This window comes from Cellulomonas sp. URHB0016, assembly GCF_054057935.1.
This window is the reverse complement of record NZ_JBSRZU010000001.1, coordinates 1,621,765-1,646,694: the sequence shown is the minus strand read 5'-3', so window position 1 is coordinate 1,646,694 and position 24,930 is coordinate 1,621,765. Positions and strand designations below refer to the sequence as shown.

Sequence of the window (24,930 nt, the reverse complement as noted above, 5' to 3'; positions counted from 1 at the left end):
TCGCGAGGGTCGCGCGAGACGCGTCGCGACCGCGTGGACCGCCCGGTCCCGCCAGGTCCCGCCGGTTCCCGCCGTTCGCGGGGGCGGCGCACGGCCGGCTGTCGGGGCGGCCTAGACTCGCGGCCGTGCATCCGGACCTGCCCCTCGACGAGGCGCTCGACAACCCCGTCTGGCACTCGTTGACGGGCGCGCACGCGTCCCTCGCGGAGGGCGCGGGCGGTGCGCGGCGATACCGTCCGGCCGTCTCGCCGTTCGTCGCGCTGCGCGATCCGGCCGACCCGGCCTCGTGGGCGGACCTGGTCGCGCTCGTCGGACCGGGGCAGCAGGTGCCGATCGCGGCCGCGCCCGACGAGCTCCCGGACGGCTGGGTCCGGAGCTGGTCGTTGCCGGGCGTGCAGATGGTCGCCGCCGCCTCGCTGGTGGGAGCGCCCGACGAGGAGAGCGTGGTGCTCGGGGCCGGCGACGTGCCGGACATGCTGGCGCTGACAGGCCGCACCGAGCCGGGGCCCTTCGCCGCGGAGACGTACCGCACGGGCACGTACCGCGGCATCCGCCGTGACGGGCGGCTCGTCGCGATGGCGGGGGAGCGGCTGCGGCCCGGCGGTGCGACGGAGATCAGCGCGGTGTGCACCGACGCCGACGTGCGTGGCCGAGGTCTGGCGTCGCGCCTGGTGCTGGCCGTGGCGCACGGGATCCGGGCCAGGGGCGAGGTGCCGTTCCTGCACGCCGCGGCGCACAACGAGCGCGCGATCCGGCTGTACCTCGCTCTGGGGTTCGAGCTGCGGAAGCGCGTGGTGTTCGCGATGGTGAACACGCCTGGTTGAGCTCACCGTCGGCGGAGCCCGTTGGGTGATGGTGTCGCCAGCCGTCGCCCTGACCTGCTGTTTCACTCTCGGTGCTCTCGCGTGACACCACTCTGAATGACAGGTGGTGTCATGTCTCTTGCCATGACACCACCGATGGTGTCATAGTGGCGTCATGGACCTGACGCGATATGTCGACGAGCTGCAGCACCAGCTCGCCACCGCCGCCGGTGCGGGCGGGGACGAGGCGCGTGAGCTCGCCGAGCGCCTGACGGCGCCCCTCGACTCGGCCGTCCGTCTCGTCCTGCTCGACGCGCTCTCGACGGCAGCCGACGAGATCACCGGCGAGCTCGCTCCCGGCTCCGTCGACGTCCGCCTCCGGGGCCGCGAGCCGGAGTTCGTCGTCACCCTCGCACCGACCGCGGCGTTCGAGGACGCCGCACCCCAGACCGTCGAGCCGTCGCGGCCGGCGGTGCCGGACCCCGACGACGTCTCCACGTCCCGCACCACGCTCCGGCTCCCCGACCAGCTCAAGGCGCAGGTCGAGAGCGCTGCGGCACGTGAGGGCGTGTCCGTCAACACCTGGCTCGTGCGCGCGGTCGCCGCTGCTCTCCTACCGGCGGAACCGTCGCGGACGCCGCCACGTGCCGCCAGCACCTCCGGCCGCCTGACCGGCTGGGTGCGCTGACCGCTCCGCCTGTCCCCGTCGCCGGTCCCCGTCGCCGGTCCCCATCGCCGGTCCACATCGCCGGTCCACGTCGCCGGTCCACATGGCCCGTCCACATCGTCGGTCCACATCACCGGTCCACATCGCCGGTCCGCCGGTCCATGCCGTCGGTCCGTCACGACGCCCCTCCACCCGGGGCCCGCCCAGAACCCGAGGAGTCACCGTGCCTGCCTTTGCGACCCCAGAACCGATCACCGTCACCGTCGATCTCGCCGCCTCGTCGGTCAACCTGGTCGCGAGCGACCGCGCCGACACCGTGGTCACCGTCGCTCCGAACGACCCCGGCAAGTCGGGCGACGTCAAGGCCGCCGACGAGGTGCGCGTCGAGTTCCACGACGGCACGCTCACCGTCGGCACGACCGCCCGGTGGCGGTACCTCACCAAGTCCTCTGTGCAGGTGACGATCGAGCTGCCGGCGGGGTCCGCGGTGCGGGGCAGCGCTCTGGGCCCGCTGTTCGCGCAGGGCCGCCTGGGGGCGTGCCAGTTCACGAGCAGGGCCGGCGACATCCGGGTCGACGAGGCCAGCCGGCTCGACGTGCGTGCCACGGCGGGCTCTGTCGTCGTCGGCCGGGTCACCGGCACCGCCGACATCGTGGTGAGCGCCGGTGGCGTGCGGGTCCGCGAGCTCGGCGGGGACGCCACCGTCAAGTGCACCAACGGCTACACGGAGATCGGTGAGACGGCCGGCACCCTGCGCGTCCACGGCGCCCACGGGGCCATCACGATCCACCGGTCCTCCGGTGACACCACAGCCAGGTCCGCCCACGCCGACATCCGGGTCGAGCAGGCCGTCAGCGGCAAGGTCCAGCTCGAGAACGCGTACGGCGGGATCGAGGTCGGGGTGCCCGAGGGCACGGCCGCCTGGGTCGACGCCAGCTCTCAGCACGGCACGGTCCGCAACCTCCTCACGGGTGCCACCGGCCCGGAGGAGAACGACCGGACCGTCGAGGTGCGCGCCAGCACCAGCTACAGCGACGTCGTCGTCCGCCGTCCGCAGGCCTGAGACCCGACACCCGCGCGACCACCTCCGAAGGAGCAGCCATGACCGCCACCGCCCACGGGCCCGCGATCGAGATCGCCGGCCTGCACAAGACCTACCGCTCGAGGTCCGGCGACCAGCTCGTGCTCGACGGCGTCGACCTCGTGGTCCCCGCCGGCACCGTCACGGCGCTGCTGGGACCGAACGGCGCCGGCAAGACCACGACCGTCGGCATCCTGTCGACGCTCCTCGGGGCCGACGCCGGCACCGTCCGGGTCGCCGGTCACGACCTCCACCGCGAGCCGGACGCCGTGCGGGCGTCCATCGGGGTGACCGGGCAGATCACGGCGGTCGACGAGCTCCTCACCGGGACGGAGAACCTGCGGCTCATGGCCGACCTCCACCACCTCGGCCGCGTGCCCGGGCGCCGGCGGACGCAGGAGCTCCTCCAGCGGTTCGGTCTCGCGGACGCGGCCGGCAAGCCCGTGGCGACCTACTCGGGCGGCATGAAGCGCAAGCTCGACCTCGCGATGACGCTCGTGGGAGCACCCTCGGTCGTCTTCCTCGACGAACCGACCACAGGCCTCGACCCACGCAGCCGGCGCGCGCTGTGGGAGGAGGTGCGGGCCCTCGTGGCGAGCGGCACCACGATCCTGCTCACCACGCAGTACCTCGACGAGGCCGACCAGCTGGCCGACTCGGTCGCCGTGCTCCACGGCGGCCGGATCGTCGCGGAGGGCACCCCCGCCGAGCTCAAGGCCGTGCACGACGCCGGTTCGCTCGACGACGTGTTCCTCGCGCTGACCGAGCCGCTGACCCAGCCGTCCGACGAGCCGGAGCCCGACACCGACACGCAGAAGAAGGAGGACGTCCGATGACCGCCCTGACCGCCACCGCGCCCGCCGCCGTCGTACGCCACCGCCCGGCCGCCGACGTCGCCACGATGTTCCGCCGCAACCTCCTGCGCGCGGTGCGCTACCCGGGCCTGACCATGTTCATGGTCGGCGGCCCGCTCGTGATGCTCGTGCTGTTCGTGTACGTCTTCGGCGGTGCACTGGGCGTGGGCGTCGCGCCGGGCGTCGCCCCCGGGGCGGACGGCCGGGCGGCGTACCTGGAGTTCGTGACACCCACCCTGCTCGTCCTGACCATCGTCGGCGCGGGGCAGTCCGTGGCCATCAGTGCCGCGATGGACGCCGCGGGAGGGATCATGGCGCGGTTCAAGACCATGGCGATCTCGCCCGGCTCCGTGCTCTCGGGACAGGTGCTCGGCACGCTCGTGCAGGGCCTGCTCGCGCTCGTCCTGGTGATGGGCGCCGCGTTCGCGATGGGCTACCGGCCCGCCGCCGACGCGCTCGACTGGCTCGCGCTGCTCGGCATCGTCGTCCTGCTGGCACTGGCCCTGGCGTGGCTGTGCGTCGCGATGGGGCTGAACGCGAAGAGCGTGGAGACGGCGAGCAACGCGCCGATGATCCTGCTGCTCCTGCCCTTCCTGGGCAGCGGGTTCGTGCCGGTGGAGACCATGCCGACGCCGGTGCAGTGGTTCGCGGAGCACCAGCCGTTCACGCCGATCATCGACACCGTGCGAGGCCTGCTGTCCGGCAGCGTGGCGGGCTCCACCGCGTCGCTGGCCGTCGCCTGGTGCGTGGTGCTCGGTGTGGTCGGGTACGCCTGGGCCCGGTCGCTCTTCCGCCGCGAGCGGCGGATCTGAGGGCTACGCGTTCGGGACGGGTGCCTGGTCGAACGAGATGGAGGCGATGATCGCCTCCATCTCGTCGAAGTACCGGGCGTCGTCCACGGGGTGCAGGTACCCGAACGCGTAGGTGTAGCCGTCGTGGTCCACGAGCCAGTCCGTGAGCCGCGGCGGCGTCCCTTCGCCGAACGCCCGGTCCACCCGGGTCACCTCTCCGAACGGCGCCTCGACCAGCGTCGCGTTGGTGCTCACCTGCACGCCGTCGCCGATCTGGAGCTCCTCGGTGCCGAGGTGGTCGGCCACCGAGCGGCGTGCCCCCTCCTCGACGGGACCGAAGCACACCCACAGGGTGAAGTGCTCGCGGTCGAGCCGCACCAGGTAGGTGTCGTCGCCGGGGAGGTCCCGGTCGTACTGCGGTGCGGGAGACGTCATGGTGAACCCCGGGCAGTCCGTGAGGTCCGCGTGCAAGGTGTGCGGCATGGCGACGGACGGGTCGGCGACGAGCTGCTCCACCGGCCAGGTCCCGGGGTCGACGGGCGCGTCGCGCGGCCACAGCATGGCGCCGACGGCCACGCCCGTCACGAGCAGCGTGGCCGTGGCGGTGGCGAACAGGGTGACGCGGCGCATCAGGGGTTTCCTCCGTCGGATCGGCGTCGAGCCTAGGCACGCGCGGTCGTGGACGGACCGGCTCGCCGGTCGGCTCACCCGTTCGGACGCCCGCCGGGCCGTCGTCGCCCGTCCCGGGCAGGGCCAAGGCGGCGTGGATAGGCTGCGATCGACCTGGCCAGCGACGGGAGGTGCGGGGAATGCCCCTGTGGCTCGTGCTGCTGCTGGCCGGGTCCGTGCTCGCGGTGCTGGGGTTCGCCGGGGTGGGCGCAGTCCTCCTGTGGGTCGGGGCAGCCGTCGTCGTGAGCGGGGTGGTGCTCGCGCTCCGGAGCGTGGCCGTCGCTCGGCGCGGACCTCCCCGCACCCGCACGTCCGCCGGCTCGCGGCTGAGCTGGCAGCGGCGGACCACCCGCCTGGGCTGGGTCGTGCTCGGGCTCTCGGTGCTCTCCGTGGCGCTGCTCGTGACAGCGGTCTGGATGGTGGAGAGCGGGCGGCCACGGGTGGTCCCCGGCACCCCGCAACGCGCCGTCGAGGCGATCGCGGTGCTGCCGCTCGGCGTCGAGGTGGCCGTGCCGCGTCCGGCGGTCGTGCTCGGGCTGGGTCTGGCGCTCGCCGCGTTCGTGGCGGCCATGGCCGCGCTGGAAGCCGCGACGGCGGTGCGGGTCCTGAGCCGCGGCCGAGGGCTGGAGCAGCCCGTCGCCCGTGACGAGGCGCGGCTCGGCCGGAGGGTCCTCGGTCCTGCGGTGACCCGGGCCCTCGAGCTCGACGGGCCGCCGCAGTGGCCGGTGACGGCGATCCCCGCCGAGGCCGACGTCGAAGGGCTGGTGCTGCGGTGCACGGTGCTCGTCCCGGCGCACGACGAGGAAGCCATCCTCGCCCAGACGCTCGCGTCGTTGGAGCACCAGACCCGCCCGCCGGACCGCGTCCTCGTCGTCGCCGACAACTGCACGGACGGCACCGTGCGGATCGCCCAGGAGCGCGGCGTCGAGGTGGTCGAGACCGTCGGCAACACACAGCACAAGGCCGGCGCGCTGAACCAGGTGCTCGCGCGGCTCCTGCCCGCGGCAGGCGTCGAGGACGTGTTCCTGGTGATGGACGCCGACTCCACGATCGGGCCGGACTTCTTGAGTGCCGCCGTCGGCCTGCTGGAGGAGGACCGGGACCTGATGGCGGTCGGTGGGCTGTTCTCGGGCGAGGAGGGTGCACGGATCCTCGGCCAGATGCAGCGCAACGAGTTCTTCCGGTACCAGCGCGTCATCGACCGGCGGGAGGGGCGCCTGTTCGTGCTCACGGGCACCGCGTCCCTGTTCCGCGGCTACGCGCTGCGCGCGGTCGCCGAGGCGCGCGGCAGCCTCGTCCCGGGAGTGGCCGGTGGCGTGTACGACACCTCGGCGATGACCGAGGACAACGAGCTCACGCTCGCGCTCAAGTCGTTGGGTGCGGGTCTGACGTCGCCGCCGCAGTGCCGGGTCACCACGGAGGTCATGCCGAGCTGGCGGGACCTGTGGCGGCAGCGCCTGCGCTGGCAGCGCGGTGCCCTGGAGAACGTCGGTGCCTACGGCTTCACGCGCACCACGGCGCGGTACTGGTGGCAGCAGCTCTCGCTCGGGTACGGCGTCGTCGCGCTCAACTCCTACCTGCTGCTCGTGACGATCTCGCTGCTGGCGTCGGACGCGATCCGCTGGTCGCCGGTGTGGGCGGCGATCGGCGCGATCTTCGTGCTCGAGCGGGTCGTCACCGCGTGGGCGGCCGGGTGGCGAGGCAGGGCAGTGGCGCTCCCGCTGGTCTTCGAGCTCGGGTACGCGCTCGTCCTGCAGGCCACGTTCGTCGCATCGCTGGTGCAGATCGGGAGGCGCCAGAAGGCCGGCTGGAACTACGTCCCGCGGGAGGTGGTTGCCGGGGCCGCGCTGCCGGCACTGGCGGGCGTCGCGCTGGTCGGCGGCTGGAGCCCGCTGCCCGCCACGGTGCTGGAGTCCGGGTTCGTCGAGGCGCTGAGCCTGTTCGTCGCCGTCAACACCCTCGTGTTCGCGACCCTGAGCGTGTTCCAGATGTTGCCGCCGATCCACCGGACCGCCCGCCGCCTGCAGCGGCGGGTCGCGGGACGGCAGAGACAGGCGGCATCCGTGCCTTGACCTGCACCCTGCCGGGGGTCGACGGTGTCAGGGGTATCGCCCCTGGTCACGGGGGTCGTCGGCTCGACATGAGGGAGCACGCATGACGAAGGGCTCGGAGGCCGGCGGCGCCGGAGGTGGGGCCGTCTACGGTCTCGGCTTCATCGGTGCCGCCGTGTACTACTTCCAGCAGGCCGACACGTTCTGGCTGTTCGCGCTCGCGATCCCGAAGGCGTTCGTCTGGCCGGCCATCGTGGCCTACGAGCTGCTGAAGAGCTTCTACGGGTAGGAGCCCCGGTGGCCGGCGCGGGAGGAGCGCCCCCGGCGTCGACCGAGTCTCCCGCCCGGACCCGGGTCAGCCGCGGCGCCGGCCGAACCACCCGGTCCGTCGAGGCGGGGTCGGCTGCCCGGCCCCCTGCTGAGGGCTCGGCGCCGCCACGGTCTCCTGGGCGATGGGCGTCGCGACGGTGTCCTGGCGGACCGGCGCCGCCACGGTCTCCCGGGGGACCAGCGGCGCGGGCGGACCGTCGTGCCACTGTCCCGCGGCTGTCGGCACGCCACCACCGGTCGCGTCGAAGGGCATCGGCTCGTGACGGTACACGTCGAGGGTGCTCGTCGCCCGTGTCACGGCCACGTAGAGCAGGCGTGCGCCGAGCCCGGGCGACCCGGCCGAGCCCACCATGTGCGACGGCTCCACGAGGACGACGTGGTCGAACTCCAGGCCCTTCGCCTCGGCGGGGCCGAGGAGCGTGACGCCGGCGTGCTCGCAGCGTGCACGGTCGTCGGCCGAGATCGCCTCGAGCACCTCGGGTGAGCCGACGAGGAGGGTCAGCCCGGACCCGGCCCGACGGACCGCGGTGTCGCACGCCACCCGCAGCACGTTCTCGCTGGGCAGCACGTGGAGGTCCGCGAGCGCGTCGGGCAGCTCACGCACCGCCACCCCGCCGGCCACCCCCGTCCCGGTGTGCGGGAGGATCGCGTTGGCGACCTGCAGGATCCGGGCCGGCACCCGGTAGCCGAGGCGCAGCTCGGCGACGACCGGCTCCGGCGAGCCCGGCAGGGCGTACGACGCGATCTCGTCCCAGCCCGAGTGCTCGTAGGGTCCGGTGGCCTGTGCAAGATCGCCGAGCAGGGTGACGCCTCCACCCGGGGCGAGGCGTCTGCCCAGCATCCGGAGCTGCATCGGCGTGAGGTCCTGCGCCTCGTCGACGGCGATGTGGCCCCACGTGCGAGAGCCGGTGTCCTCGCCGAGGAGCGCGGCGAGCTCGTCCAGGAGCGGCACGTCGCCCGTCGACCACGCCACCCGTCGCCTGCGCGTGGGTGCCTCCCGGTCCCATTCGTCGTCCACCCAGTCCCAGAGCGCCCGGACCTCGGGTGCGCCGAGGACACCGGTCGACGCGCGCAGCAGGGCCCCGCTCGACGACCACAGGTCCGTGAGCACGGCGACCGCACCGGTCACGGGCGCGATCTGGTCGACGAGGGCCTGGACGGCGGGCAGGCCGGTGAGCGCTGCGACCGGGTCGGGGACCGCGCTGTACCGCACCCGCTCCGCCCCACCCACGGCCTCGATGACCTGCGCGCTCAGCGCCGCCACGACGCGGCTGAGCACGAGCGCGCGCCTCGACGCCATGCGGGGAGGCGACTGCCGGACCTCGTCGACGATCGCGTGGAGGGCGCTGCGCGACAGCCGCAGGCGCTCGCCGCCGAGCTGTGCCGTCCACGGCCGGTCCGGGACGGCGATCCGCTCGTCGAGGGCCGCACGGAGCACCGCCGCCATCCGCGCGTCACCCTTGACCCGCGCGACCTCCGCCGACTCGTCGGGCCCGACGGCCGCGACCCCGCTGAGGCCGAGGACGGTCGACTGGTCCACGGACGCCGAGCCGAGACCGGGCAGGACGCGGGCGACGTACTCCAGGAAGCGCGGGCTCGGCCCGACGAGCAGGGTCCCGGCCCGCTCGAGACGGCTCTCCCGCACGAGGAGCATCGACAGGCGGTGCAGCGCGACGGCCGTCTTGCCCGTCCCGGGGGCGCCCTGCACGACGAGGACGCCGGTGCCGGGCCGCTCCATGAGCTCGTACTGCTCGGCCTGGATCGTCGCGACGATGTCGCGCATCGTGTGCTCCCGGCCGCGGGCGAGAGCGGCGAGCAACGGGTCGTCGACCTGGCCGGCCATCACCGGGCCGGACGCCGCGGCCTGCTCGACCGGGACGGTGTCGCGCGTCGAGCGGACGGGCGGCGGTGTCGGGCGGGACCGGGCGGCGCGGGGTGCCCGGGCCGGCGCCGGCGCCGGTACCAACTCCGTCCGGCCGGCTGTCCGTCCGGCTTTCCGTCCGGCTGTCCGTCCGTCGGTCTTTCCCTCGTCGCTCGCCCGGGGCTGCGGGAGCGTGCCGAGGACCTCGTCGGAGTAGGACTCGACCGTCCGGTCCCCGAGCACGAACCTGCGCCGGAGCACCACGCCGTGCGTGGCGCCGGGCCGGGCGGTGTAGAACGGCTTCGCCGCCGGCACCTGCCAGTTCACGACCGCGATCCCGTCGACCACGTGCTCGTGCGACCGGGGGCGTCCTCCCACGTCCCGCACCAGCCGTCGCCCGACGTAGATCGCCTCGCCGGCCTCGTCATCGATACGCCCGACGTAGTGCTCCCCGTCGTGCGAGTGGGCCTCCGCATCGGCCGCGCGCCGTCGCCGCATCTCGGCGATTGCGTTCTCGGCGAACCGGTCGGCCCCCGCCGTCGTCGGCGCGTCGCGCCCGGCCCGGTCGGCGTCGACCTGCAGACGTACGGCGCCGTCGACGTACGCGTACCAGCTCCGCTCGGCGTCCAGCTCGTTCACGGCCACTCCGTCCCCGTCGGTCGACCTACACGATCGGCAGGGCGACGCCGCACGTGAGGGCCGGTGACCGGTCGGCGTGCGGGTCACGCCTCGGTCCGTCGTGCGCGGCCGCCCCGGTGCGCTCGTCGGGACATCGTCGACGGAGGTCACCTGCTGGGTGGGGTACCGCCGGCATACCGGTGCCGCGCCCCGGGTACGCTGGGCACCGCCCTGGATCCCTGTGCCAGGGCAACCGGCCACGCACGAGTGTGGGTCGACGACCGCGAGCGGCCTCCACGCCGATCTGTCGACCACGGTTCGTGTGCATGCCACGCGCCTGTAGCTCAGGGGATAGAGCACCGCTCTCCTAAAGCGGGTGTCGGCAGTTCGAATCTGCCCAGGCGCACAGTGTGTTGGTGCAGGTCAGCGCTATCCGGCGTGCGACTGGTGGGGTGCTCGCGACCGTAATGTCCGGTTCGTGGTCAGCATGTGGTCAGCAGTCCCGGTCGACGCTCTTCACACAATCAATCGCTCGTCGACCGCTCCTCCCGTCTCGCGAATCGAAGCGGAGCCCCGACGGGATCGAGATCCGCCATCACCAGGACACGGCGAACGCAATCGGCCTTCCCGACGGGCGCCGTCAACTCGAACTGCCTGAGACCCTCCACGCACCTTGAGGACCGGACGGAGTGCGGTATGGCAAGCAAGCGTGATTTGCCGACGAGCCTCAGAGCTCGCCGCGTGGCCTCTGCCATCGCTTGCGTCTGCGTCTTCGGAATCCTCCTTGCCGGAGGCGTGCTCTGGAGCGTGCTCGTGTCGGACCGGGGCAAGCGCGATCTGGCACACGAGCTGGCGTCGAGCGGTGTGGCAAGCACCGTCGTCAGTCTCGAGGAGGGCGAGTCGACGAACGCAGTGATCGATGTCGGTGGTGACAAGGTCGCGGTCGACCTCGTGGTGATCTATGGCGCGACTCCGAAGGCCGGGACGCCGGTCCTGTACCGGCTGGGTGACCCAACCGCCGTGATGACTGCCGAGGACGTCGACGCGTTCGTCAACGACGATCTCGAGGGCGGCGTGGGTTTCGCCGCCCTCTGCCTCGCGCCTGCAGTCCTAGCCCTCCTGGCGTGGTTGATCGCGGGACGCCCGAAATGGTGGCGGATCGTCGATAGAGACTGGGTGCCCATGGGTGCGATTGGCGAGGACTTTGGTCCCGCCACCGGATCTGGTCCAGCGCCTGTGAGTGCCGCTGCTGATTCCGACGAAACTGACGGGGCGTCGCCTGACCTCCGCATCCGTGACGACTCACGGCAGCGACCGACCGACGACAGCAATGCGGTGGGTTGAGCCCGGGTCGTGACTGGGCGCGAGCGGCACTGGTGGCCGTCTTGAGCGCTTGGCCACATTCGGTTCGTGTGACTGACTAGAAGCCGGACTGTGGCCGCATCTGCTGTCCGGTGCGGTGTTTGTTGGGGCCTCCTCGTCAGCATGCGGTCAGCCGTTCCCCGAGGACGGGCTCACACCACCAGATCCGCTCGCCGATGCGGATCTGGCAACTCTCCTAGCGGTCGCTGGGGACCTAGACGTGCCGATGGCGGTGTCGGGAACAGGATCCGACGTTCAACGTCCATTGCCGGCAGCGAAGCCGCGGAGGCGGGAGCAGCATCAGCTGACGCCGGACGATGATGTACGGGTGGTGGAAGCACACGGCGATGACGTCCAGCGCCTGCCAAGCACGCTGCGTGCCGCGCGCGCGGTCCGTGTGTTCGCCGCCGGGTGCCTGCACTACGACCCGCCAGGGCTGGACCGCATCTTGAGCGAGGAGCCCGTCCTGGTGCTCAACGAGCTGCAGCAAGTCGCAGTGCTTGCCCAGCTGCTCACCATCGAGTCCGTCATGGACGGCATGTGCATGTGCGCGGGCGACGCGACGCTCGAGTTCCTGGATGGCGACGGGCGCAGGCTGGCCGCGGTCGGGCTTCATCACGGCCGGCGCGTGCGCTGGTCGGGCTGGAGCGGCGACGCAGAGCTGAAGGACGGCTCCGCTCTGTTGCAATGGCTGGCGTCGTACGGCGTCGCGGGACCGCTGGAGGACAAGACACGCGCTGCGGTTCAACGCGACGTCGCGCTCGCCCAGCAAGAGGCATGGAAGGACCGCGTGCCCGCGTGTGTCCGGCCGCTTGCTGACGAGATGGTCGCCGCCGGGCCTCAAGACCGAGGAGTCGCCGACGAGGTCTCCGCGCAGATGCGGGTCGCATACCCGGACGACGTTCAGCGCTGCCGGGCTCTCCTCGTATGGTTCAGCGCTGGAACCGCAGCCAACACCGGATACCCGACCTACGAGGACTTCCCCGGCACCATCGTCAAGTCGATGCCCATCAACGTCGTCCTAGCAGCGCTCGATGGTGAGCCGGAGGGCTCACCCGTCTGGGCTGGAGGACTGCGACACATCGCGGGCTGGAAGTCGCGCGCTGACCATGAGATACGGCAAGTTCGCGCGGCTGTCTGGGACCGTCTGTTGGAACTTGCTCGCGCCGCTGGCGACGCTGACAAGCGGCAACGCATCGAGCGCAAGCACGCGGAGTTCCGACCGCCGGCGTAGTGGCGAGAAACTCTCGTGCTCCACGTCGTGGCTCAGCAGCGCGGCTGTCACTCACGCCAAATCGGCATGGCATGCATGTATTTCTGCAGGCCGACGCGTCCATCGCGACTTCCGGTCGAACTCCTGAAGCGGATGCCGGCAGTTCGAGGCGCACAGTGGGTTGGCGTACGTCACCCCACCGAGTTCCTCGTCCATGCCGCGCAAGCGGTGGAGCTACGGCGTCCCCCACATCCTGGATGCCGGACGCGCGTGTTGAAGCCTCTCCTGTTAGCCTTCAACAACCAGAAGGGTGTTGAAGGCTCATGAGCGACGGTTCGGCGATCGACGAAGCGCGGGCCGGCCGTGGATGGCCCGCGCTCGGCGGCGAGCCACGCGCCTGGACCTCCCACCTCGACGACGTGCGCCTGTCGATCTGGGAACGTCAACGCATCTCGCGCCCGTACTCGGCATCGGTGCTGCCCCCGATCGCAGACCGGACGCCCGAGGTAGCCGTCGCGGTCCAGGCGGTGGTCGACGAGGCGACCTCGGACGTCGCCCGCTTCGACGGTGAGGTCGCCGCAATGCCGGTACCGATGCCGGCCGTCCTCCTGCGCACCGAGTCCGCCTCGAGCTCGCAGATCGAGCACCTCACGAGCAACGCACGAAACCTTGCTCTGGCAAGTCTGGGGATCGGCGGCAAGCAGAACGCGGATCTCGTCGCAGCAAACGTGCGCGCCATGAACGAGGCGCTGGCTGTCGGCGACGACGTCACGCCTGAGTCGATCCTGGCGATCCACCACGCACTGCTGTGCGAGTCCGACCCCGACGTCGCCGGCACCTGGCGGACCGAGCAGGTCTGGGTCGGACGCTCGGCCGTCAGCCCGCACGGCGCCGACTTCGTGCCACCGCACCACGATCGAGTACGGGCCGCGATCGACGACCTCGTGGCGTTCGCCGCCCGTGACGACATCCCGACCCTTGTGCACGCAGCGCTCGTCCATGCCCAGTTCGAGACGGTGCACCCTTTCGTCGACGGGAACGGCCGCTCCGGCCGCGTCGTCCTCCACCAGGTGCTGCGCCGGCGAGGGCTGACCCGACACACGACGGTGCCGGTGTCGGCGGGGCTGCTCCGCGATCCGGAGCGGTACTTCCGCGCCCTGACCAGCTATCGGGACGGAGAGATCGATGCGATCGTCGAGCAGGTCGCCCATGCGGCCATGGCCGCAACGCTCAACGGTCGACACCTGGCTCGCGACGTCATGGACCTCCGATCGGCATGGCGAGAGGCGATCCGGGCTCGGGCGGACTCGGCAGCGTGGAAGCTGGCCGACGCACTGTTCGCCCAGCCGGTCGTCAACGCGGAGTACGTCGCGACCAGTCTGCAGACATCCGACCGTGGTGCGCGCAACGCCATCGAGGTGCTCGAACGCGCCGAGGTCCTGCACGCCGCCACGTCAGCCCGGCGGAACCAGGTCTGGCAAGCGCCGACGGTCCTCGCGGCGATGGACGCATTCGCGGCGCGGGCGGGCCGTCGGGCGTGACCCCCGATCACACGCCGACAGCCTGGCCGAGTCTGTTCAGGCACACACGGTGTTGTTCCAGATCAGCGTGATGTCGGGCGCGACCGGTGTGGGTCGCGACCGCGATGTCCGGTTCGTGGTCACGAAGCGCCGCGGCGGACGTCGGATGCCCTGCATGGGGTCAGATGATCGGCCGGATCGCCGTCGCTTCGCCGGCCGCCGTCGTCAAGAAGGCCTTCGCGTAGATCTCCAGCGCTGCCGCCTGCGCGCCTTCCATGTCGTGCGCGAGCGCTGCCGACTGGGCTTCACGCTGTTCGGGGGACCAGTCCGGCGCCGGGTCAGGTCCGGGACGGACGACGACATCGAACTCGAATTCGGTCCGGATGATCGGCCCGTAGGTGCAGACGGCGGACGGGCACCAGAGATCCAGCACGCCGGAGCCGTCGTCGATCGCGACGCGGTTGCCTGCGCCAGAGCCGGCGAGGCTCGTGACGACGGCTCGCACGGTCCCCTCCGACACGGCGCCGGTGGCGGCTTGCCGGAGCAGCTCGGAGATCGTCGTCGTGGCGCCCCGGAGCCGTCTCGTCTCGGGCGTCAGCCCGTCAGCGAGCAACCAGTGCTCCGGCCATGCCAGGACGTCCTCGTCGAGCTCTCGGTCGTGCCCGAAGTGGCGAAGCGGCTGCGCGGCTGAGAGGCGCACGCTCAGCGCGTCGTCCCACCGGTTGTCGGGATCGAACTCGATCCAGGAGTGCGTCTCGAGCTGATGATGAACGAATTCGCCCAGCTCGATCATCGTGGCCAGCAGGTCGACGAGCGCTGACAGGGTGGGGAAGAGCACGTAGTACGGCGAGCCGGCGTAGGCCCAGCGGAACACGGTCCCGCCACTTCCCCGGCCGTCCTCCAGCTCGACGAAGAGGAACCCGTGGCTCTCGTACGCGACGGGAAAGAGAAGGCGTGGCGTCATGCCGGGGAACTCGTCGCGATGCGACTTCCAGCAGTGCAGCGCGAACGCGGCGTCGGTCGGATGCGGGTACGGGCCGACGCTGATCGATGCCGGGTCGACGCGCTGCCAGAATCTCTCGAGCTCCTGGGGCAGGCGGAGCGGGGCGATCTCGGCGCGAATCTCCGCGAGGAGTGCGTCGACGTCCTTCGCCGGACGGATCGGGGGAAGGCCCTGCTTCTTGTACGCAGTTTCCAGGCGGTCCAGGGCGTGGTCGATCCCCTGCGGTGGCGTGCTCACTCTGGAGACGTCGGCGCGCGGGGCGGCCGAGTTGAGGCAGAAGCTCAGCGCAGGCGCCTCCTCGCCGAGCCCACGGACCGTCGTCGCCGTGAGCACGCGCTCCACGTGCGTCGCCGCGCTCACTTCGATCCGGAGGCCACCAGGTGCCCTGCCACGCGCGGTCACGCGAGGAAGTCGCCCCAGCGAACATCCCCCTCCATGAGCAACAGACCGCGCCCGTCCTCGCTGCGGTACTCGGAGATGCTGCCGCGAGACTTCTTCGTCCGTCGGATGTTCGGACGGCCCAGGGCGACCATCGCAGCGACGTCGGCCTCGTCGAACCACCTGAGTCCGCAATAGCCGCCGCACCCGCACGGGTCCCATGCGACCTGAGCGCCTGCGGCCGCAGCATGGAAGGCGTCGGCCGACGAGATCTCGCCAGCCGCTCTGGTGTAGAGGTGTCCGCCGGGTGCCACCAGCCTGCCGTCGGTGTAGAGACCCGGCTCGTCAGGCTCGGAGCTGGTGGCCGCCGGCGTGGCCTTCACCGCGTCCACGATGTCGCGGAACGAGGGCTGCCGGCGCCGCGTGACCATGGCCCAGTATCCCCATGCCGGTGTCACCCAGCTGCTCGATCGCATCGGAGCAGTCGATCGGGCGCTACTGTCGCGACGACACCGACCCGGGAGGCGCCGTGCTTCTGCACCATGTCCAGGTCTCGATGCCGCCCGGCGGCGAGGACGCCGCCCGCCGCTTCTGGGCTGACGGGCTGGGGATGACGGAGGTCGCCAAGCCTTCGGCCCTCGCCGGTCGGGGAGGCTGCTGGTTCCGGTCGTTCGACGGCGACGTGGTGAGCGCGGAGATCCACGTCGGCGCGGAGGACGGCTTCGTGCCCGCAGCGAAGGCGCACCCCGCGCTCGTCGTCCCGTCGGTCACGGACCTGGACGCGCTCGGCGCGCGCCTCACGAGCCTCGGCTACGACGTGTCGTGGGCGGAGCGTGACACGTTCGACGGCTACCTGCGGTTCCATTGCCGCGACGGCTCCGGCAACAGGGTCGAGATGCTTGCACCACGGCCCTGAGGCGCACTGCTGGGCAGGTCCGACCCGACGTCGCCGGTACGCGGCGGACCGAGCGGGCGGCCTCGCCGCTCTGATCGGTTGTACGCGTCTGGTCGGTGAGCGGTCTCGTCGGCGAAGCATCGTGTCGACGACGAGTTCAGCGAAGTGTTTGCAGGACAACCCCTGCCCGGGTACGTTCTGCAAACAAGGTTGGCGAATCGTGTAGCGAAGGTCTCAGTGATGGATGTCTACCTGACTGCTGAGAGACGTGAGGAACTCAGGCGCGCCCGCAAGCTGGCGTTCGATGCGGCAGCGATCCTGGACGAGCTCGGGGAGCTGCCCGGCGCGAACGAGCTGGCCACTGCCCAGAGGAAGCTTGCTGAGCACCTTCGCGATCTTGAGACAGTCGACGGCCCTGTTCGAAGCCTCAGGATGCCGAACGATCGGAGACTGCGGGAGGCGATCCAGCGAGGTCCGCTGGGTGCGATCGATGCAAGCGCACTTGCGAACCACTATGCGAACCCTCGCAAGGCGCTTGCGGACGCGGCTGCGGACGGGCGCCTGTACCGCGTCGCCCGTGGCATCTACATGCCGAGGCCGCGGACCGCGACCGAACAGTGGAAGCCGACCGTCGAGTCGGCTGCCGCTGCCGTCGGGGCGCTCACGATGGCGCAGCCCACGCCGCTCATGGGAATGACGGCCGCCAGGATGCACAAAGCACTTCCGCGCGCAATCTCACGCGCTTGGGTAGCGTCACCACGCACGCACCGCCCCATGGAGTTGAGCGACGGTGGCCTCGTGTCTTTCGTCATGCGCCGAAACCTGGATGCTCTGGACGTTGAAATGATGGAGACGGAGCTGGGCCCGGTGCAGGTGACGACCATCGAGCAGACGATTGTGGACCTGATGCGCGCCCTGGGACTAGGAGGCTTGGAGAGCGAGCGCAGGGAGGTCGTCCTCGCGCTCGCGGACCAGACCCATCCTGGGAGGCTGCATCGACTCGTCAAGAAAGACAAAGGAAACAATGCAGCGTTCAAGCGCTTCTTGGACCTTCTGAATGAGTCTTGACCCAGACGAGCTTGCATCGGTTGCCGAACGATTCGGTGTAGCTGAAGAACAGGTTCAGCGGGACCATGCCATCGCATCTGCTCGCCGCACCTGCCAGAAATGCCGCTCACCGATCGTGGTTCGACGACGCGGCCGGCCGCTGGTGCGCATCCGAGCCGGCGGCGCGTGGGACATGCTCAGGACCGCCGACCGCACGTAGCCGCCGCGCCTCGGAGCGCGTCATGCCGAGCCGCTGCCGTCGAGGTCATGCACCCCTGGAAGGATGTGCCCCGTGCCGATGCCCGCGCCGCCAGGAGTACCGACGTCGCTACCTGACGTCGTAGTCCCTGGGCGTCGCGGTCCGGTCCTCGTGTCCGACAGGTCGGGCGGCCGCGTGACCCCGGCGCTGGAGCGGGCGGTGCTCGGACGATGAACCGCCCAGCGGGGGAGCGTCGCGCGACGGGTCCGATCCTCCTCACCGGTGCCACGGGCGGCCTCGGTCAGGAGACCGCACTCGCTCTGGCTCGGAGCGGGCACCCACTGATCCTCGCTGTCCGCGACGTCGACCGCGGCGAGGAGCAGTCAGCCGCCCTGCGGGACTCCTTCCCGGGGGTCGACGTCTCGGTGCGCCGCGCGGACCTCGCCGACCTGTCGAGCGTCCGGGCGCTCGCGGACGAGCTGGTCAGCGGGAAGATCTTTCCCCGCACGATCGTCTGCAACGCCGGGCTACAGGTGGTCGACGGGATCCAGCGGTCCCTCGACGGCTTCGAGCTCACGATGGCGGCGAACGTCCTGGGCCACGTCGCCCTTCTCGCGCCGCTGCTGGAGCACCTGGGTCCGGGCTCGCGTGTCGTCACCGTCGGCAGCGAGACGCATCGCGGCGGCCTGAAGGCCTTCGGCTTCCCGGCCGCGACGTGGCCCGGCATGCCGGCGCTCCTGGACCCGCCGCCCGGTGCGCCGACCGGGTCGAGGGCAGGGCGGGTGCGCTACTCGACGTCGAAGCTGGCGTGCATCGCGCTCGCGTACGAGATCGACCGGCGGTGGCGGGACCGCGGCGTGCGCGCGGTGAGCTTCGACCCTGGGCTGATGCCGGCGACGGGCCTGGCCCGGGAGTACCCGGCGGCGGTCCGAGCGGTGTACTCCCGCCTCACCCCGATGCTCGTCCGGCTGCCCGGAGCGAGACGGGTGAGCGAGTCCGCCGACGACCTGGCGTGGCTCGCGAGCTCCCCCGAGGCAGAGCCGCTCATGGGGGCGTACGTGGGTGGACGCCGCGCCCGGAAGAGCTCGGCCCTGAGCTACGCCGACGGGCTCGGTGCGGAGATCTGGGACACCTGCCTCGCGGCGGCGCGGCGCAGCCGGAGCGGGCCGGGGCGCCGGCGGTAGGCTCTGCTCGTCGGCGATCGACCACCCACGACCGTGCTGACGGCGGTTTCACGGATTCACCTCGGGTGTCGTGTCACCATCGGCGTGCGAGAAGCGCAGGCGGCGTCGTCCGCTCGGTGGCCCGGGGCGCCTCGTTCGAGCGCGCCGGCCCCTGGCGCGCGGTGCGGACTCGTTGCCCGAGCCCGCCCGGTCGCGGCGCGCCCACAGCAGGGCGAGGTGCGCCGTGGTTCCGGTGCGGATCGACGAAGGAGGACATGTGGCACGACCAGGCCAACGCGGGTCCGGTCGCGCGCGCACCGCGACCGGCGACCAGCGTCGCCGCCCCCCGCGTCCCGAGCAGGGGATCATCCCGGTGCTCGCCGAGGTCGCCCGCGAGGTCGACGGTGCCGTGCGGCGGCCTCCGACGCGCCCGGCGGTCCGGACGAAGTTCCAGGTCGTGGCGCTGCTGGTGCGCGAGGAGCGGGCCCGGGTGATGGCCGACGGCGGCCTGACGACGTCGCGACGCACCGAGCAGCTCAAACGGCTCGACGGGGTGGCGACGATGCTCGCCCGGATCGCCGCGCGGGACACGTCGTTGCTGCAGCTGCTCGCCGACGACGCCCGGGTCTCGGACGCGGCGCGCGCCTACAAGGCGACGCTGATGCGCGCCGGCGGGCTCGAGCCCCCCGAGGAGCCCGCTCCCGCCGCACCGGCCCCGCCGGTGGCCGCCGCCTCGACGCGCGTCGTGCCCCGGTCCGTGATCTCCCGCCAGCTCGCGAACCCCTTCCTGGCCCCCGACTTCGAGGCCGCGGCCGAGCGGACCGCTGCGCGGGCGCGCCGGCTGGCCGGCTGGGAGCTGCTGGACCCGCTGTTCCGGTCCTTCGAGGAGGCTGCCACCGGCCGGCCGGCCTGCATGCCGCTGCCCGAGGCGCGGTCGGTCCCCCTTCCCGCGGGCCGGGAGCTGATGCCGCACCAGTCCCAGGTCGTGGCAGCGACCATCCGGGGCCACCGCACGTTCCTGCTCGCCGACGAGCCGGGGCTCGGCAAGACGGCTCAGGCGCTGCTGGCGGCCCAGGCCGCCAACGCCTACCCGCTGCTCGTCGTGGTGCCCAACGTGGTGAAGACCAACTGGGCGCACGAGGTCGGTATGTGGACGCCGTTCCGCCAGGCCACGGTGGTCCACGGCGACGGCGACAAGGTCGACGCCTTCGCGGACGTCGTGATCGTGAACTACGAGCTGCTGGACCGGCACGTCGGGTGGCTCGGTGACCTCGGCTTCCGCGGCATGGTCGTCGACGAGGCGCACTTCATCAAGAACAAGACCTCGCAGCGCTCCCAGCACGTCCTGTCGCTCTCCGAGCGGATCCGCTCCCGGGTCGCCAAGCCCCTGCTGATGGCGCTCACCGGCACCCCGCTGATCAACGACATCGAGGACTTCCGGGCCATCTGGCAGTTCCTCGGCTGGATCGACGACGAGAAGCCCCTCGGACCGTTGATGACCGCCCTCGAGGAGACCGGGCTCACCCCGGCGGACCCCGGGTTCTACGCCGCCGCACGGGACGCCGTGATCGGCATGGGCATCGTGCGTCGGCGCAAGGTCGACGTGGTCGCCGACATCCCCGCCCGCCGGGTGGCCGACCTGCCCGTCGAGCTCGACGGGGCTGTGGGGCGCTCGATCCGAGCCGCCGAGGCCGCGCTCGCCCGCCAGATGGTCGGCCGCTACCGGTCCGCCCTGGAGATGCGCGGGACGCCCGTCGAGGGCATCGACCACGACCTCGTCCGTCGCGTGGCGGCGGCGGAGCTCAAGGACTCGAGCTCGAAGGCCGGTGGCGAGAACGTGTTCTCGATGGTCCGCCGGATCGGCCAGGCCAAGGCCGGGCTGGCCGCCGACTACGCCGCGCAGCTGGCCCGCAACGTCGGCAAGGTCGTGTTCTTCGCCAAGCACGTCGACGTCATGGACCAGGCCGAGCAGACCTTCGCCGACCGTGGCATCAAGTACGCCTCGATCCGCGGCGAGCAGACGACGAGGACGCGCAACAAGAACATCGCCGCGTTCGTCGACGACCCCTCCGTGTCGATCGCGGTGTGCTCCCTGATGGCCGCCGGTGTGGGACTGAACCTCCAGGTCGCCTCCAACCTGGTGCTCGCCGAGCTGTCCTGGACGGACGCCGAGCAGACCCAGGCCATCGACCGGATCCACCGGATCGGCCAGGACGAGCCCGTCACCGCCTGGCGGATCATCGCCGCGCAGACCATCGACGCGAAGATCGCCGAGCTCATCGACAGCAAGTCGGCCCTCGCCGCTCGCGCGCTGGACGGCGTGGCCGACGAGGACGGCGCGTCGTCGACGGACGTGCAGCTGGAGGCCCTGGTCGGGCTGCTGACCGACGCGCTGGCCGCCGAGGGTCTGGGCTGAGCGACGACCGCTCGGCTCGTCGGCAGCCGACCGTCACCCCCGGACGCCCCTGCCACCCCCGCGACCCGCGCCACCTGGGCGACGCGCGCGCCGCGCGAGCCGCGGCGCGGCGCCACTCGCGCGACCCGCTCGAGCCCAACATGAGCGTCGACCCGCGCACCCGGGTCGACGCTCATGTTGGGCTCGTGGCCCGCCCTCGGGCGTCGAGGGCGTCCCGGTACAGGTCGCGCACCTCGGGGCAGGGGCGGAAGCCGGCCGACACGTAGGCCGCGACGCCTCCGACGTTGGCGCTGGGTGTGCAGACGATCGCGCTCGACGAGCCCAGCTCGCGCAGCGCGGCCGCGCCTGCGCGGGTGATCGCCCTGCCGTAGCCGTGACCGCGGTGCTCCCGGTGCACACCCATCGGCTCGAGCAGCCCGGGCCTCCCGGGACCGGCCGACCACACCGTCACCACCGCTACGGCATCGTCGTGGTCGTCGTACGCGACGAGGCTGCGTGCGTCGGCGTGCGCCGGACCCTCCGCCATCGCGTGCCACCGGGCGGCGGTGGACGTCGAGCCGTCGAAGGAGGCCCGGATGACGTCCGACCAGTCGTGGGCCCGCTCCGGCCCGACGAGCTCGATGCGCACGCCCGGCTCGTCCACGGGAGCCGTGAGGTCCCGGCGCAGAGGGGTCCAGGGCTCGTCCGGTCGCCAGCCGGCGTCTGCCAGGAGGTCCCGGAGCAGTGCGTCGGCGGGTGCCTCGACGGCGACCCTCCCGGTGGGAAGTACACCGCGGTCCGGATCGGTCAGGTCGTCGACGAGCTGCCGGGCGACGTCCTCGTCCCGCCGCGCCCCGGGCGCGACCGTCAGCCGGAGCAGGGTCGGTCCGTCCAGCAGCCCGAGGGTGACCACCTGGCCGTCCCGGCTCCACGTGCGGACCGCTGCGGCGGTCGCTGCCGCACCGAACCGCCAGAACCAGCCCAGGTCTCCCGGGTGCAGCTGCATCGCCGCACCCTCGTGCTGCCACTCGCGCAGCGCCGTCGCGGCCGTCCGCAGACCGTCGGCGCCCGGCTCGCCCAGCACGATCGTCATCCGCCGATCTGACCATGGCCCGCGGCGGGGACGAAGCGCAAAAGAGCTCGTCAGCCGCTCCGTACCACCACGTCGGCCGCCTCCCGTGGCGCGGTCCGTGCGACGTAGGCGTCCTCGGCCGCTATCCAGCGCTCGATCCAGTGGTCCGGGTTCTCACCGCGGTCGTGCTGCCGCTGCCGGCGCACCTGCGCGCTCGCCTCGACGTAGACCTTGACGTCGACGAGGTCCCGCAGCTGCGGGCGCAGCGTGTAGACGCCCTCGACGACGACGACGTCCGGCATGGGCATCTCCACCCAGCCGCCCATCGCCGCGTGACCCCAGTCGTACCGCTGGTACCGCAGCACGGGCTCACCCCGGGCGACGGGTCGGAGCACCTCGCGCCTGAGCCGCTCCCAGTCGAAGTACTCCTCGGCTCCCTGCTCGGCGTCGAGGAGCCTCCGGGCGGCGTCCGGCATGTCCCGGTAGAAGTCGTCGCCCTCCACCACGACCGAGCGGGGCACGCAGGCGACGAGGTGGCGGGCCAGGCGGGACTTGCCCGCGCCGCCCTGGCCGTCGATCCCGACCAGCACGGGCGACCTGCCGGACCGCCGGATCAGGTCGGCCAGCAGGGGGAGGGCGTCCACGGGGTCGGGGTACGTCGAGGTCATGGCGGGCCATTCTGCAGGCCGACGCGCTCCGGCGCAGCGGTCGGGCGGGACGGGCGGCGGCTTGCGTGGTCCGGTGACAGGACCCGCCGCGATCGACCTGTCGACGGCCGCGGCCCCGACGTGTCACCGGGCGCTGGCAGGCTGTGCGGGTGCCCGACCCTTTCCGTGAGCCCACCCCCGCCGCCGCTCTGACCGTGCTCCGCCGGCTCGTCGGCAACCCCGAGGCCCAGTTCCACGACGGGCAGCTCGAGGCGATCGAGGCCCTCGTCGACGAGCGGCGGCGCGCGCTCGTCGTGCAGCGCACCGGGTGGGGCAAGTCGGCCGTGTACTTCGTCGCGACGATGCTGCTGCGGGGGCGCGGCGCCGGCCCGACGGTGCTGGTCTCGCCGCTGCTGGCCCTGATGCGCGACCAGGTCGCCGCCGCCGAGCGGGCCGGGGTGCGCGCCGTCGCGATCAACTCGACGAACGCGCACGAGTGGGACGACCTCCTCGCGGCGCTCGCGGCGGACGAGGTGGACGTCCTGCTCGTCTCGCCGGAGCGGCTCAACAACCCGTCGTTCCGGGAGGACCAGCTCCCGACGCTCGTGCGCCGGCTCGGGATGCTCGTGGTCGACGAGGCGCACTGCATCAGCGACTGGGGCCACGACTTCCGCCCCGACTACCGCCGGCTGCGGGACCTCATCGCGGTGATGCCGGCGGGCGTCCCGGTGCTGGCGACGACCGCCACGGCGAACCAGCGCGTGGTCGCCGACGTCGCGGAGCAGCTCGGCACGGGCGGCGGCGACGTGCTCACCATCCGTGGGCCGCTGGCCCGTGCGTCGCTGCGGCTCGGCGTGCTGCGGCTGCCCGACGCGAGGACGCGCCTCGCCTGGCTGCTCAGCCACCTCGGCGACCTGCCGGGCTCCGGGATCATCTACACGCTCACCGTGTCCGCCGCCGAGGACACCGCGCGCCTGCTGCGGGACGCCGGCCACGACGTCCGCGCGTACACCGGCCAGACCGACCCCGCCGACCGCGAGGCCGCCGAGGGCGCCCTCAAGCGCAACGAGGTGAAGGCCCTCGTCGCCACGAGCGCGCTCGGCATGGGGTTCGACAAGCCGGACCTCGGGTTCGTGCTGCACCTCGGCGCCCCGTCGTCGCCCGTCGCCTACTACCAGCAGGTGGGGCGTGCCGGCCGTGCGACGGCGAGCGCCGACGTGCTGCTGCTGCCCGGGCCGGAGGACCCGGACATCTGGAGGTACTTCGCGACGGCGTCGATGCCGAGCCAGGAGCGGGCCGAGCGCGTCATTGCCGAGCTGTCCGGCGCGCCGCTGTCCACACCCGCGCTCGAGGCCCGCGTCGACATCCGCCGGACGCCGCTGGAGCTGCTGCTCAAGGTGCTCGACGTCGACGGTGCGGTGCGCCGGGTCAAGGGCGGCTGGGTCGCGACCGGGCAGCCGTGGACGTACGACGCCGACCGCTACGAGCGGATCGCGGCGGCACGCCTCGCGGAGCAGCAGCACATGCTCGAGTACGAGCGCACGGACGGCTGCCGGATGGAGTTCCTGCAGCGCAGCCTCGACGACGACACGGCGACGGCGTGCGGCCGGTGCGACTCGTGCTCGGGCACCTGGTACCCGGTCGACGTCGTCGCGGCTGCCACGGAGTCCGCCGGGCGGGCGCTCGACCGCGTCGGCGTCCCGGTCGAGCCGCGCGCGCAGTGGCCCGTCGGGGCCGACCGGATCGGCGTGCGGGGCCGCATCCCTGCCGAGGAACGGATGCTCGAGGGGCGCGCGCTCGCACGCCTCACCGACCTGGGATGGGGCAACACCCTGCGTGAGGTGTTCGCCGCGGGGACGCCCGACGCCCCGGTCACGAGGGCGGTGCTCGACGGCTGCGTGCGGGTCCTCGCGCAGTGGGGGTGGGAGGAGCGGCCGACCGCGGTCGTCGCCCTGCCGTCACGGCGCAGGCCATTGCTCGTCGACTCCCTGGCCCGCGGCATCGCCGACGTCGGCCGCCTGCCCTACGCCGGCGCGCTCGCGCTGCGGGACGGTGGTCCGACCGGGGAGAGCGGCGGTAGCAGCGCCTTCCGGCTCGCGGGCGTGTGGCAGCGGTTCGACGCGGCCCATCTGACGCTCCCGCCCGGGCCGGTGCTGCTCGTGGACGACCTCGTGGACAGCCGGTGGACGATCACCGTCGCGTCCCGGGAGCTGCGACTGGCCGGTGCGCCCGCGGTGCTGCCGTTCGTGCTGGCGCTCCGCGGCTGACCGGACGGCTGCCCGGCCGGGGGTCGCCGCCGTCGGCACGGCAG

The 24,930-nt window shown here is 72.4% G+C and carries 21 protein-coding genes and 1 tRNA gene; 16 read left to right on the top strand and 6 right to left on the bottom strand.

The annotated features are described in order from the left end of the window. Window positions 1–125 precede the first annotated feature (125 nt). From ACVW07_RS07680 to ACVW07_RS07660, 5 genes are all read left to right on the top strand, one after another. A complete protein-coding gene (locus ACVW07_RS07680; RefSeq protein ID WP_456818654.1) occupies window positions 126–824 on the top strand; it encodes a GNAT family N-acetyltransferase in 699 nt (232 codons plus the stop codon). 154 nt (window positions 825–978) lie between these two features. Continuing rightward, complete coding sequence (locus ACVW07_RS07675) at window positions 979–1,491, top strand: toxin-antitoxin system HicB family antitoxin (protein WP_456818653.1); 513 nt, start codon at window positions 979–981, stop codon at window positions 1,489–1,491. A gap of 202 nt (window positions 1,492–1,693) precedes the next feature. Then, window positions 1,694–2,533, top strand: coding sequence for a DUF4097 family beta strand repeat-containing protein (locus ACVW07_RS07670; protein ID WP_456818652.1), 840 nt, complete (start codon window positions 1,694–1,696; stop codon window positions 2,531–2,533). Between the two features lie 38 nt (window positions 2,534–2,571). Continuing rightward, on the top strand, window positions 2,572–3,387 hold the full coding sequence (locus ACVW07_RS07665) for an ABC transporter ATP-binding protein (protein WP_456818651.1): 816 nt from the start codon (window positions 2,572–2,574) through the stop codon (window positions 3,385–3,387). Further along, a complete protein-coding gene (locus ACVW07_RS07660; RefSeq protein ID WP_456818650.1) occupies window positions 3,384–4,217 on the top strand; it encodes an ABC transporter permease in 834 nt (277 codons plus the stop codon). The genes ACVW07_RS07665 and ACVW07_RS07660 overlap by 4 nt, the downstream gene beginning before the upstream one ends. Window positions 4,218–4,220: 3 nt before the next feature. On the opposite strand, the gene ACVW07_RS07655 is transcribed toward ACVW07_RS07660, so the two are convergent. Beyond that, window positions 4,221–4,826, bottom strand: coding sequence for a hypothetical protein (locus ACVW07_RS07655; RefSeq protein WP_456818649.1), 606 nt, complete (start codon window positions 4,824–4,826; stop codon window positions 4,221–4,223). A 179-nt stretch (window positions 4,827–5,005) separates the two neighbouring features. Between ACVW07_RS07655 and ACVW07_RS07650 the strand changes: the two genes are divergently transcribed. Together ACVW07_RS07650 and ACVW07_RS07645 are read left to right on the top strand one after the other, a co-directional pair. Then, window positions 5,006–6,937, top strand: a complete 1,932-nt coding sequence (locus ACVW07_RS07650; RefSeq protein ID WP_456818648.1) for a glycosyltransferase family 2 protein — start codon at window positions 5,006–5,008, stop codon at window positions 6,935–6,937. An 82-nt stretch (window positions 6,938–7,019) separates the two neighbouring features. Then, entirely contained in the window at window positions 7,020–7,205 is a 186-nt protein-coding gene (locus ACVW07_RS07645; RefSeq protein WP_456818647.1) for a hypothetical protein, read from the top strand. Window positions 7,206–7,271: 66 nt separating this feature from the next. Here ACVW07_RS07645 and ACVW07_RS07640 read toward each other — a convergent pair whose 3' ends face one another. Beyond that, window positions 7,272–9,746: a HelD family protein gene (locus tag ACVW07_RS07640; protein ID WP_456818646.1), complete on the bottom strand. Its 2,475-nt coding sequence runs from the start codon at window positions 9,744–9,746 to the stop codon at window positions 7,272–7,274. A gap of 312 nt (window positions 9,747–10,058) precedes the next feature. Between ACVW07_RS07640 and ACVW07_RS07635 the strand changes: the two genes are divergently transcribed. The 4 genes from ACVW07_RS07635 to ACVW07_RS07620 all read left to right on the top strand — a co-directional run bounded on the left by ACVW07_RS07635 (window position 10,059) and on the right by ACVW07_RS07620 (window position 13,841). Then, window positions 10,059–10,131: transfer RNA gene (locus ACVW07_RS07635), tRNA-Arg, on the top strand. Between the two features lie 290 nt (window positions 10,132–10,421). Continuing rightward, window positions 10,422–11,069: a hypothetical protein gene (locus tag ACVW07_RS07630; protein ID WP_456818645.1), complete on the top strand. Its 648-nt coding sequence runs from the start codon at window positions 10,422–10,424 to the stop codon at window positions 11,067–11,069. 346 nt (window positions 11,070–11,415) lie between these two features. Continuing rightward, entirely contained in the window at window positions 11,416–12,321 is a 906-nt protein-coding gene (locus ACVW07_RS07625; RefSeq protein WP_456818644.1) for a hypothetical protein, read from the top strand. 302 nt (window positions 12,322–12,623) lie between these two features. Next, window positions 12,624–13,841: a Fic family protein gene (locus tag ACVW07_RS07620; protein ID WP_456818643.1), complete on the top strand. Its 1,218-nt coding sequence runs from the start codon at window positions 12,624–12,626 to the stop codon at window positions 13,839–13,841. A 160-nt stretch (window positions 13,842–14,001) separates the two neighbouring features. Here the strand turns inward: ACVW07_RS07620 and ACVW07_RS07615 are convergent, their stop codons facing one another. Continuing rightward, window positions 14,002–15,165, bottom strand: coding sequence for a hypothetical protein (locus ACVW07_RS07615; protein WP_456818642.1), 1,164 nt, complete (start codon window positions 15,163–15,165; stop codon window positions 14,002–14,004). Between the two features lie 56 nt (window positions 15,166–15,221). After that, the gene (locus tag ACVW07_RS07610) at window positions 15,222–15,677 is read right to left on the bottom strand and encodes a hypothetical protein (RefSeq protein ID WP_456818641.1); all 456 of its coding nucleotides are present in this window, start codon (window positions 15,675–15,677) and stop codon (window positions 15,222–15,224) included. 53 nt (window positions 15,678–15,730) lie between these two features. Here ACVW07_RS07610 and ACVW07_RS07605 point away from each other — a divergent pair, with 53 nt between their 5' ends. From ACVW07_RS07605 to ACVW07_RS07590, 4 genes are all read left to right on the top strand, one after another. Beyond that, entirely contained in the window at window positions 15,731–16,117 is a 387-nt protein-coding gene (locus ACVW07_RS07605; RefSeq protein WP_456818640.1) for a VOC family protein, read from the top strand. Window positions 16,118–16,336: 219 nt separating this feature from the next. Next, window positions 16,337–17,164 carry a type IV toxin-antitoxin system AbiEi family antitoxin domain-containing protein gene (locus ACVW07_RS07600; RefSeq protein WP_456818639.1) on the top strand — a complete coding sequence of 276 codons (828 nt, stop codon included), beginning with the start codon at window positions 16,337–16,339 and terminating at the stop codon, window positions 17,162–17,164. A gap of 408 nt (window positions 17,165–17,572) precedes the next feature. Beyond that, a complete protein-coding gene (locus ACVW07_RS07595) occupies window positions 17,573–18,526 on the top strand; it encodes an SDR family NAD(P)-dependent oxidoreductase (RefSeq protein ID WP_456818638.1) in 954 nt (317 codons plus the stop codon). A 256-nt stretch (window positions 18,527–18,782) separates the two neighbouring features. After that, entirely contained in the window at window positions 18,783–20,921 is a 2,139-nt protein-coding gene (locus ACVW07_RS07590) for a DEAD/DEAH box helicase (RefSeq protein WP_456818637.1), read from the top strand. Window positions 20,922–21,093: 172 nt separating this feature from the next. Here ACVW07_RS07590 and ACVW07_RS07585 read toward each other — a convergent pair whose 3' ends face one another. Together ACVW07_RS07585 and ACVW07_RS07580 are read right to left on the bottom strand one after the other, a co-directional pair. Further along, window positions 21,094–21,993, bottom strand: a complete 900-nt coding sequence (locus ACVW07_RS07585; protein ID WP_456818636.1) for a GNAT family N-acetyltransferase — start codon at window positions 21,991–21,993, stop codon at window positions 21,094–21,096. A 50-nt stretch (window positions 21,994–22,043) separates the two neighbouring features. Beyond that, window positions 22,044–22,640 (bottom strand): uridine kinase family protein, encoded by a 597-nt coding sequence (locus tag ACVW07_RS07580; protein ID WP_456818635.1) that lies wholly within the window; start codon window positions 22,638–22,640, stop codon window positions 22,044–22,046. A gap of 149 nt (window positions 22,641–22,789) precedes the next feature. Between ACVW07_RS07580 and ACVW07_RS07575 the strand changes: the two genes are divergently transcribed. Further along, window positions 22,790–24,886 carry a RecQ family ATP-dependent DNA helicase gene (locus ACVW07_RS07575; protein ID WP_456818634.1) on the top strand — a complete coding sequence of 699 codons (2,097 nt, stop codon included), beginning with the start codon at window positions 22,790–22,792 and terminating at the stop codon, window positions 24,884–24,886. Window positions 24,887–24,930 lie beyond the last annotated feature (44 nt).